Origin of the sequence: Mycobacterium sp. WMMD1722 (assembly GCF_049315205.1) — a bacterium.
Taxonomy (GTDB): Bacteria; Actinomycetota; Actinomycetes; order Mycobacteriales; family Mycobacteriaceae; genus Mycobacterium.
In genome coordinates this window covers 789559-799781 of record NZ_CP186056.1, presented here as the reverse complement: position 1 = coordinate 799781, position 10223 = coordinate 789559, and the positions used below count along the sequence as shown (strand labels likewise).

Sequence of the window (10223 nt, the reverse complement as noted above, 5' to 3'; positions counted from 1 at the left end):
TCCCCGACTCAGCCGGTCTACTTATCGCCCGCTCCGCCCGCCGCCAGCCGTTCGCGCAAGCTCTTCGGCCGGATGTCGGTCCAGTGCTGTTCGACGTAGTCGAGGCACTCCGCGCGCCCGGCTCCGCCGTGTACCACCCGCCAGCCGGCGGGGACCTCGGCGAACGTGGGCCACAGGCTGTGCTGCTCTTCGTCGTTGACCAGGACGTAGAACGTGCCCTCGTCGTCGTCGAACGGGTTTGTGCTCACCAGGTCTCCAGAACTTTATTGACGTGCAGGTAACAGTTTGCCAAGTTTCGACGAACATGCGGTGTGTTTCATCCGGTGTGATCCATGTCACGTGCCGAACGCGCCGTTTCCTCGAGCAGGTCCGCCGCCGTCGCCGCCGCGGTCGCGGGATCGGTGATTCGGGCGGCCAGTTCCCGGGCTCGGGCTCGGTACTGCGGACCCAGGATCGCACTGAGATCGCCGATCAGGGATGCCTCCGTCGCGGTCGAGAATCGGCGTGCCGTCCCCACCTTCAACCGTTTGACCGCGCCGCCGTACACGGCGTGCACCATGTCCCAGTAGAGGATCAGCTGCGGAACGCCCGCGCGCATCGCGATCGGGGTGGTGCTCGATCCGCCGTGATGGACCAGCGCCCGACACTTCGGGAAGACGGCCGGGTAGTTGAGGGTGCCGACCACCTTCACGTGGTCACCGTGCGGAACTTTGCTGAAATCGGTGCCCGCGGCGCCGATCAACGCGCGCTGCCCCAGCCGGGCGCAGGCGTTGGCGATCATCGCGATGGTGTCCGCAGGAGACTCGACGGGGATGCTGCCGAACCCGAAGTAGATCGGCGGTGGGCCCGCCGCGATCCACCGCATGACCTCGTCGTCGGTCTCGGTCGCCAGTCCCAGGGTCAGGGTTCCGACGAACGGACGGTGGAACCGTTGACCGCGTTCGCCGCCGGCCCATTCGGTGGCCAGGCCCGGGAAGCAGGCCTCGTCGTAGGCCTGCATCTCGAGTGATCCTCGGGCCGTGATGCGGCGCGGTGCCGACCCGCTGGCCTGCGGCAACCCCAGGTCGCGCCGCTGGGCATCCTCGACCTGTTTGGTCACCCGCCACGACAGCCACCAGAACGCCCGGACGGCCGCCCGGCCCAGCGCGGGCGGCAGAAAGGTCAGGATCTGCCCGTTGGGACGCAGCGGGAAGTAGTGCAGGGTGGCCAGCGGAATACCGTGATATTCGGCGACATTGGCCGCGGCGTCCTCGAAGTTGATGCCGGTGAAGATCAGGTCGGCGCCGTCGGCCAGCGTCGTCAGCGTCGCGCCCATCTCCTGCCAGCCGGCCAACAGCGGGCCCGCGATCTCCACGCGGGAGCGGATCATCTCCCGGACCCGCCACGGCGTGCTGAAGAAGCACGTCCAGAAGTCGCGATGAGCGTCGAGGATGCTCGCCGAGTCCGGGCCGAACCCGACCGCGGGTATCCCGGCGGCCTCGGTGAAGCCGACCAGATCGGGCGGCACGGCCAGACAGACCTCGTGCCCTCGGCGCACCAGCTCACGGCCGACCGCCGCGGAGGGTTCGATGTCGCCCCGGCTCCCCCACGTCGCCAATACGAACTTCATGCCGGCCGGCTACTTCGGCGCCGCATTGGCACCGGCGGCCAGGAACTCGTCGAGATAGCGGGGTGGTTTCAGATTGAGCAACCGCTTGCGGTCGGCCTTAAGATCGGCGTAGGTGAGCGCGGCAACCTGCTCGGGCGAATACGGCAGTGTGCTCTGCGGGGTGGCCCGGCGGACGAAGCCGACGCCCTGATCGCAGCGCAGCACTCCCACCAGCAGGTCGGGCCGGGTGCTGCGCAGGTGCACGATCGCCTTCCACACATCGCCGTTCCACAACCCGATCACCAACGGCCCCTTCTGGGTGGCGATGAAGGCGTCATAGGACTCCGCGCGCCGGCCGGCCAGCTCGAAGGCGGGGTTGCAGTCGTGCAGGAAGATCACCCCGTCGTCGCGCAGGTGGCGCACGGTGTACTCGACGTCGCGCACCACCTGCTCGTAGGTGTGCAGCCCGTCGATCAGGGCGACGTCGATCCGGTGGCGATCCAGCAGTGCCGCCTCGTTCTCGAAGAACTCGTCACTGGTGGTCTCGAAGTAGTGGGTCCGGCGGGCTTTTGCGTCGGCTGCCGCGCGGGTGCTCGCGGTGAGCTTGAACGCCGGGTCGACGGCGATCTTCACGTCGGCGGAGATCTGCCGGAACGCCTGCCCGCGGGACACCCCGATCTCGAGATAGACCGGATCAACTCGCCCGTCGAGCGCACGCTGCACGGCCTTGATCCGGTTCATGCCCGGCCAGGCGTCGGCCAGCATCACCAGGGCATTGTTGATGTCCACGCGACGATCCTGCCCTAAATTGACGGGCTCGCCAGTAAATTGGGCAACTCGGCGCCACAATGGTCGGCATGCCACGGTCGTTTCGCGGACGGGCCGATTCACCGACCGCCGTCGCCGACATCCATGGAGCATTCGCCCGGGAGGAGTACTGGGCGGCGCGGTTGGCCACCGGCGGCCCCGGCACCACGTTGAATTCCCTGGTCGTCGGTGACGACGGGGCAGTGGCGGTGCGCTACACCCAGCAGGTGGGCCGCCAGCTGCTGCCCGCCGCGGTGGCCGGGCTGGTCCCCGGTGAGGTCCGCATGGAGTACACCGAGAGCTGGTCGCCCGTCGAGCGAGGTCAGGCCGATGGCCGCATCGACGTCACCGTCTCGGGGAATCTGGGGTCGTGTCGGGCGAACACGTGGTTGGAGCCGGCCGGTCGCGGCTCCCGGCTACGCTTCGAAGGCACGGTGAAGGTCCGGATACCGCTGGTCGGCGGCAGCCTCGAGAAGGCGATCGGTGCCGAGCTCGCTGCCAGCGTCCCTTCGGTGATGTGCTTCACGACCACCTGGATCGCCGACAACGCGTGACGGCGGGAATCAACGGGCGAGATCGCCCAGACCGGTGATCTCGAGGCTGACCGACTTTCGTTGACCGGTGGCACCGAGCATGAAGAGGATGTCGCCGAGCGGAGCGCCGAGCCAGAACCGCCAGAACCGCTTGTCGAAGAACGCCCACACGTATCGGCCGTCGCCCAGCGTCCAGTAGCCCGCGATCAGGATCAGGTAGTACGCCAGGCGCTTCCAGCGCGCGGCGACCATCTCGACGTTCATCTCCCAGATCTCCAGGCCCCAGCACCGGTACCGCCATTGCAGGTTGTACCTGCGCTGGAATTCGTAGAACGCGCGCATCTCACCGTTGGTGACCAGGTATTCGTCGAAGACGAGGACGGAGCCTTCGACGAAGCGGTCACGGCAGGTCTCCAGCGCGTGCAGGCAACTCTCGTAGGTGTCCAGGTCCATGTGGAACAACGAGATCGGCGCGTCGGGCCTGGCGGCGAGAAAGGGTTCCAGCGTGTCGTAGGTACTGCCTTTGATGAATTCGACTGTGCGCCCGAGCGCCGGCGGTAGCCCGTCGTGCAGCGTCACGCCGGTATCGGCGATGAAGCGCTGCGCCAGCGGTTCGGTCAGCGAGAAGGTGCCGCGCTTGATGACCAGCTGATCGTCCACCTGCCAATCCTCGACCAGCCCTTCGAAGGTGTCGAAGCCGTACACCGTGCGGCCGCTGGCATCGGCGGCCAACCGGGTGGACCAGCCGATCCACACGCCCAGATCCAGCACCAGCTCGCGCCCACCCGCGGCCGGCGGCAGCTGCGACGCTTCCCGCAGCAGGGTGTGGTCTCGGATGCGGCACCGCCGCAGAGCTGACATGGAGGCGCGGATGAACCTCTGGTAGTCGTCCTCGTAGACGCGGGTGTCGCGGGCGTAGAGGTTCGGAATGAAGCGATCCCGGCCGCGATAGGCGAGCCGCGCGCAGCCGAGCGCCACCAAGAGGGCACCGATCACGACGAGCACGGCCGGGACGACGTAGCAGACCGCGGCGACGGCCAGGGCGATCACGGCGAGCACCACATGCCACACCCGATGCAGCGAGGTCCGGTCCACGGACCGTCCGCCTGTGCGGTCCGACGTGTGTCCGTCGACTACGCTCACCAGTTCTCCTCTACGTCCTCGGCTAGCACACTAAGGTGTCGAGGCCGGATTTTGTCCCAGTCCGATGCCTAATACTGACGGATATGATAATTTTCCGACCGAGCGGTCGGATTCCCTCCGGGTGCTCCGCTGTGAGGACGTCGCGCGGGCGTCGAGGGGTTGCGCGCTGTCCTCCACCCGGACCGTGACCGACCGCGGCGACCTAGGGGACGACAGTTGACGACTTCCGTACTGATCAGTGGCGGAGCGGGATTCATCGGATCCGCCCTCGCGCGCCGACTCGTCGACGCCGGCTACGACGTCGCAGTGATGGATGTCCTGCACCCCCAGGTGCATCACCTCGGCACGCCGATCGACCTGCCGCCCGCCGTGCGGATGTTCACCGGCGACGTCACCCACGCTCCCGACTGGGATGCTGTGCTGCGGCTGTTCCGTCCCGATCAGATCGTGCACCTCGCCGCGGAAACCGGAACCGCCCAATCGCTTTCCGAGGCGACGCGGCACGGCTCGGTGAACGTGGTCGGCACGACACAGCTGCTCGACGCCCTGAGCCGCGCGGCGTACGTTCCGGAGCAGTTCGTGCTCGCCTCCTCGCGAGCGGTCTACGGCGAAGGGGCGTGGCAATCGGAGTCGGGGATCTTCTATCCACCGCCGCGCAGCCATGCCCAGCTGGTGGCCGGAGCATGGGATCCGCTGGGCCACAACGGTGAGCCGGCCACACCGCTACCCAGTGCGGCCGGACGAACCGAGCCCCGCCCGACGAATGTCTACGCCTCGACCAAACTCGCCCAGGAGCACATCCTGGCCGCGTGGACGGCGGCCCACGACTCCAATCTCAGTGTGCTGCGCCTACAGAACGTCTACGGACCGGGGCAGTCGCTGACTAACTCGTACACCGGGATCGTCGCGTTGTTCGCGCGGCTGTCCCGGCAGCGGTTACCGCTGGAGGTGTACGAGGACGGCCGGATCCTGCGCGACTTCGTGTTCATCGAAGACGTGGTCGACGCGCTGTTCGCCGCGATCACCCATCCGGCCACCCGGATCCGTTGCCTCGACATCGGATCCGGCGTGCCCACCACCATCGGCGAGCTCGCCGCGCTGGCGGCCACCCTGTGCGGCGCGCTGGAGCCGACGATCGTCGGGAAATTCCGCGACGGTGATGTCCGCGCGGCGCGCTGCGATGTCGAGCCGGCGATCGCCGAACTGGACTGGCGGCCGAAGTGGTTCCTCGAGGACGGCCTCGAGGCACTTCTGGACTGGATCGCCGGTCAGCCTGGGTGAGCCGGGACGGCCGAGGGAGGCACCGGTCCACAGTCGCCGGATTCAGCGGGCCGGCACGGTCTTCGATCGAGCGAAATCCTCCACCAGGGTTGCCGCGCGCGCCGCCCCCTCGGCGGGCTTGGTCATCCGCGCGGCGAGTTCCCGAACGCGCACTCGGTAGTGCGGCTGCAGTATCGTCTGCAGATCGGCGACGAGCGTGTCCTCGTTGGTCGCCGAGAACCGCCGTCCGGCACCCACTTTCAAGCGCTTCACCTGCGCTCCCCAGAGCGCCTGGTTGGCGTCGGTGGAGAGGATCAATGTCGGTACCCCTGCCCGCAGCCCCAGTGCCGTCGTACCTGAACCCCCGTGATGAACGACCGCGCGGCACCGGGGGAAGACCTCGGCGAAATTCACGACGCCGACCACCTTGACGTGATCGGAAAGCGCCAGGTCGCCGAAGTCGTCCCAGCCGGCACACACCAGCGCCCGCTGGCCCAGCCGTCTACACGCCGACGCGATCATCGCTAGTGTCTCGGCCGGCGACTCCACCGGCATGCTGCCGAATCCGAAGAAGATCGGGGGCGTTCCTGCTTCGATCCACGAGGCGACCTCCTCATCGGCGTCGGTCTGCAGTTCCAGCGTCAGCGCACCGACAAAGGGCCGCTGCGTTGTCCACTGCGACCATTCGGCGGCCAAACCGGGAAAGCAGACCTCGTCGTAGGCCTGTATCTCCAGAGGCCCACGGTCGACCACCCGCTGCGGCCACGGGCCGCGCGCTTTCGGTAGGCCGAGTTCGCGACGCTGTTGGGTCTCCACCTTCCTCGCCCAACCACCCCTGGACAGCCAGTCGTATGCCGCCATCGCCGACCGCCCCACGGGAGCCGGCAGAAACGGTGCCAGCTGCCCGTTGGGACGCATCGGATACCAGTGCAGCGTCGCCAGTGGAATCTGTTGATACTCGGCCACATCGGCAGCCTGGACCTCGAAACCCACATTGCTGCTCAGCAGTAGATCCGCGTCTGTGGTCAACGATGTCAGCGTCCGGCTCATGTCCAGCCAGCTGCTGTTGAGCGGCCGCCACATCTCCTGCAACAAGGTGTTCATCTCCCGCACCCGCCAGGGTTTGTGGAAGACGCCGGTCCAGAAATCGCGGTAGGCGTCCATCATGGCCTGCAGATCCGCGCCGAACCCCACGGTGTCGGGGACCGCCGCGGACGCGTAACCGACCAGATCCGGCGGAACGGCCATCCGCACCTCATGGCCGCGGCGCACGAGTTCACGGCCGACTGCCGCACACGGTTCCACCTCACCGCGACTTCCCCAACTGGCGAGTACGAACTTCACAAGCGGTCACCTCCTCGTCGACCGGGGCGTTCGGCTCCGGCGAACTCCTCGACCAGGTCGGCCGCCGCCACCACGCTCTCGTCGGGTTTGGTCAGTCGCGTCGCCACCTCCCGGGCGGCATGTCCGCACTGCGGTGCCAGCACAGTGCGGAGATCCTCGAACAGCGTCTCACCGGTGGTCCGCGAGAAGTGGCGTGCGGTACCGACTTTCAAACGCTTGATCTGCGCACCCCACAACGTCTGATTGAAGTCCATCGACAGGATCAGCGTGGGCACACCGGCGCGCAGGCTCGCGGCCGTGGTGCCCGCCCCACCGTGATGCACCACGGCGCGGCAGACCGGGAAGATGGACGCGAAGTTGACCACACCGACGACCTTGACGTGCGGGAATTCCGGGACGTCGCTGAAGTCGCTGAGTGCCGCGGCGATGAGCGCCCGCTCACCCAGTCGAGCACAGGTCGAGGCGATCGTGGCGATCGTGTCGGCGGGCGACGCGACCGGCATGCTGCCGAAACCGAAGAAGATCGGCGGTGTGCCCGCCGCTATCCAGGACAGCACGTCCTCGTCGGCCGCGGTGGCCATCTCCAGGGTCAAGGCGCCGACGAACGGCCTTCGCGGGGGTCGCCCGGCGTTCCAGCTCGCCCATTCGGACGCCAGCCCGGGAAAGCACTCCGCATCGTAGGCCTGGATCTCCAGCGACCCCCGCCCGGCGATGCGGGACTGCCACGGGCGCAGGGCCCGGCTGAGCCCCAGCTCGCGGCGTTGGACGTCTTCGATTCTCTTGACCCCGCCCCACGCCAGCCACTCGATCACCGTCATCACGCGCCGGCCCAGCGGCTTGGGCAGGAACGGCAGCAGTCGGCTGTTGGCCCGCAAGGGGAACCAGTGCAGCGTCGCGAGCGGGATGCCCTGCGCTTCTGCCACATTGGCAGCGGTCTCCTCGAAATTCATGCCGGTCACCAGCACGTCGGCGCGCTCTGTCAAGCCCATCAGGGTGGCGCTGACCTGAGGTCGTGAGTGCAGCAACGGATCGGACACCGCTCGCCACATCCGGCCCAATGTCATGATCCGCCAGGGGTGGCGGAAGAAGTAGGTCCAGTAGTCGCGATAGGCGTAGGTGAAGGTGTGCCAGTCGGGGCCGTAGGCGATTGTCGGCAGGCCGGCCGATTCGCCGAACGGCACCATGTCCGGGGCGACCGCGAGCTCTACGTCGTGCCCGCGGCGCAGCAGTTCGCGAGCGAGCGCGGCCAACGGTTCGACCTCTCCGCGGCTGCCCCAGCTCGCCAAGACGACCCTCATCGTCAAGACGCTCTCTTCCTTGTCCATTCGGTGTGCGCGAAAGCTTGTCTGCTGACCCGGTGGCGGACTCCTCTCAGCTGGAAGGCATGTCCGCATCCTGACGCTGTCGATCGTCGACACGTTGGCGCCTCCGTAGGACGCGGGCCTTGAGCGACAGCGCAGGCTTCTCCACGACGAACCAGCTCAACGCCGCCAGCGGCACGGTCGCCAGCGCGGCGATGCCGGCGAAGACCACCACGCTCAGCCCGCCCAGCCCGATGATCACCAGCAGCTGCTGAACGGGGAAGGCGTAGATGTACACGCCATAGGACAGATCGGTTCGCAGCGTCATCGAACGGCGCCGGATGAGAGCGCCCGAGGTGATGAGCAGGTAAGCCAACGGCAGCGCAGCGAGCACGCGGTAGTTGGGTAGGAATGCCGCGCCCAGCAGGATGGCTGCGCTGAGCGCGACCAGCGACCACCGGGCCGGGATCACGTGCCGGAACTGATACAGCAGCGCGCCGGCGAAGAACATCACCGCGAAACGCGCTGCGGCCTGCTGCATGAACAGCGATATCGCGTCGGCATCGATCGCCGACCGGTCGTTGGGAGCTGTCTCCGCGAACGGACTGGCCGCCGGCAGGGCTGCCGAGGCGCATACGGCCAGGGCGAACAGCGACGGGATGAGCCAGCGACGTCGCAGCAGACCTGTCACCCCGAGCACCGCTATCAGCAGATAGCACAACATCTCCCAGGACAGCGTCCAGAGGGACCCGTTCCACTCGCCGGTCCACGGGACCCCAGCCGGTGTGCCGGCGATCCCCGGTTGTTGGACCAGCACCGCACTGTTGGCCAGGACGTAATGCAGCGGCGCGCCGGTCGCCAGCAGGGAGCTCACCGAGCCACCGCGGAGCATGACCGAGACGGGGGCGATGACGAAGGCGACGACCACCAGGCAGACCCACAGCCCGGGGAGAATGCGCAACGCGCGGGCCACGAAGTAGTCACGCAACCGCGGATTCCGGAACCAGCTCCAGGTGATGAGGAAGCCGGACATCGCGAAGAATCCGTCGACGAATCCGTCTCGGAGAAGCTGGTGCATCGGTTCGATCGTCAGTTCACGGCCGGTGAGGGGCCACGAATGCCACAGGATCACCCCCAGCGCCATTGCCAGCCGCCACGCGTTCAGTGCATTGCACTTCGGGTCGAACGCGTGCTCGAGACGTCGGCTCATCGTCAGGACGGATCCCCGCCGCGCTCCTCGAGATACCAGGGATTGGCCCGAGCCCAGTCGATGGTGCGCCGGATCCCCTCCTCGAGGTCGACCCGCAGACGCCAGCCCAATTCACGCTGCGCCTTGGTCGAATCGGGGACGCGGCGCGGGATGTCCTCGTAACGGGCGCCGTAGCGTTCGGCGGTGTCGAAGGCCACGCTGCCCGACACCCCGTCCACACCGGCGATCTTGATCGCCAGCTCGACGGCCTCACGCATCGTGGTCTCGGTCATGCTGCCGATGTTGAACGCCTCGCCCACGGCCGCCGCACTGTCCGCGGCGAGCAGGGTTCCCGCGACGGCGTCGTCCACGTAGGTGAAGCAGCGGGTCTGGTCGCCGGAGTCGTAGAGCAGCGGCTCGCGACCGTTGAGGATCCGGTGGATGCTCTTGGACAGTACGAAGATGGGGTTCTGCCGCGGCCCATAGACATTGAAGAAGCGCACGACGGTCACCGGCAATCCGTAGGCGTCGTGCATCCCGAAGACCATGTGCTCGGCCATGGCCTTACTGGTGCTGTAACTCCAGCGCGCCGTGCGGGTGGACCCGAGGACGCGATCGTCGTCCTCGCCCCACGGGGTATCGGGATTCTTCCCGTACACCTCCGAGGTGCTCGTGAACACCACCCGGGTTCCGTGTCGGCGGCTCAGCTCGAGGACGTTGCGGGTCCCGATGACGCTGACGTCGACGACCCGCAGCGGGTCTTCGACGTACTTGTTCACCCCGACGATCGAGGCCAGGTGGAAGACGGTGTCGGTGTCGGCGGTCAGGGCCTCCTCGAGCGCACGCAGGTCGGTCACATCGCCCTGGACGAACCGGAATCGCGGATTCCGGTCGAAGTCGATACTCGTGTCACGGGTGTTCTTCGCGAAGTCGAAGACGGTGACCGAGTCGCCACGCTCGAGCAGAGCGCCGACCAGGTGCGTACCCACGAAGCCGTAGCCGCCTGTCACCACGACATTGGACATGGCTGTTCTCTCTTCTCTACCGGATCGATCCGA

Annotated in this window: 10 protein-coding genes; 2 read left to right on the top strand and 8 right to left on the bottom strand. The window is 67.3% G+C overall.

Annotated features, from left to right (window positions below):
* Window positions 1-17: 17 nt before the first annotated feature.
* From ACN27E_RS03640 to ACN27E_RS03630, 3 genes are all read right to left on the bottom strand, one after another.
* Window positions 18-248 carry an MbtH family protein gene (locus ACN27E_RS03640; protein WP_422746643.1) on the bottom strand — a complete coding sequence of 77 codons (231 nt, stop codon included), beginning with the start codon at window positions 246-248 and terminating at the stop codon, window positions 18-20.
* 68 nt (window positions 249-316) lie between these two features.
* Window positions 317-1609 (bottom strand): glycosyltransferase, encoded by a 1293-nt coding sequence (locus ACN27E_RS03635; RefSeq protein WP_422746642.1) that lies wholly within the window; start codon window positions 1607-1609, stop codon window positions 317-319.
* A 9-nt stretch (window positions 1610-1618) separates the two neighbouring features.
* The gene (locus ACN27E_RS03630) at window positions 1619-2377 is read right to left on the bottom strand and encodes a class I SAM-dependent methyltransferase (RefSeq protein ID WP_422746641.1); all 759 of its coding nucleotides are present in this window, start codon (window positions 2375-2377) and stop codon (window positions 1619-1621) included.
* A gap of 68 nt (window positions 2378-2445) precedes the next feature.
* On the opposite strand from ACN27E_RS03630, the gene ACN27E_RS03625 reads away from it, so the two are divergent.
* Window positions 2446-2949, top strand: coding sequence for a DUF2505 domain-containing protein (locus tag ACN27E_RS03625; protein WP_422746640.1), 504 nt, complete (start codon window positions 2446-2448; stop codon window positions 2947-2949).
* Window positions 2950-2958: 9 nt separating this feature from the next.
* Here the strand turns inward: ACN27E_RS03625 and ACN27E_RS03620 are convergent, their stop codons facing one another.
* Window positions 2959-4071, bottom strand: coding sequence for a class I SAM-dependent methyltransferase (locus ACN27E_RS03620; protein ID WP_422746639.1), 1113 nt, complete (start codon window positions 4069-4071; stop codon window positions 2959-2961).
* 216 nt (window positions 4072-4287) lie between these two features.
* Between ACN27E_RS03620 and ACN27E_RS03615 the strand changes: the two genes are divergently transcribed.
* Window positions 4288-5352, top strand: a complete 1065-nt coding sequence (locus tag ACN27E_RS03615) for an NAD-dependent epimerase/dehydratase family protein (protein WP_422746638.1) — start codon at window positions 4288-4290, stop codon at window positions 5350-5352.
* Between the two features lie 42 nt (window positions 5353-5394).
* Here the strand turns inward: ACN27E_RS03615 and ACN27E_RS03610 are convergent, their stop codons facing one another.
* From ACN27E_RS03610 to ACN27E_RS03595, 4 genes are all read right to left on the bottom strand, one after another.
* Entirely contained in the window at window positions 5395-6675 is a 1281-nt protein-coding gene (locus tag ACN27E_RS03610; protein ID WP_422746637.1) for a glycosyltransferase, read from the bottom strand.
* The gene (locus ACN27E_RS03605; protein ID WP_422746636.1) at window positions 6672-7973 is read right to left on the bottom strand and encodes a glycosyltransferase; all 1302 of its coding nucleotides are present in this window, start codon (window positions 7971-7973) and stop codon (window positions 6672-6674) included. The genes ACN27E_RS03610 and ACN27E_RS03605 overlap by 4 nt, the downstream gene beginning before the upstream one ends.
* A gap of 73 nt (window positions 7974-8046) precedes the next feature.
* A complete protein-coding gene (locus ACN27E_RS03600; RefSeq protein WP_422746635.1) occupies window positions 8047-9186 on the bottom strand; it encodes an acyltransferase family protein in 1140 nt (379 codons plus the stop codon).
* 2 nt (window positions 9187-9188) lie between these two features.
* On the bottom strand, window positions 9189-10190 hold the full coding sequence (locus ACN27E_RS03595) for an NAD-dependent epimerase/dehydratase family protein (RefSeq protein ID WP_422746634.1): 1002 nt from the start codon (window positions 10188-10190) through the stop codon (window positions 9189-9191).
* Between the last annotated feature and the right edge of the window lie 33 nt (window positions 10191-10223).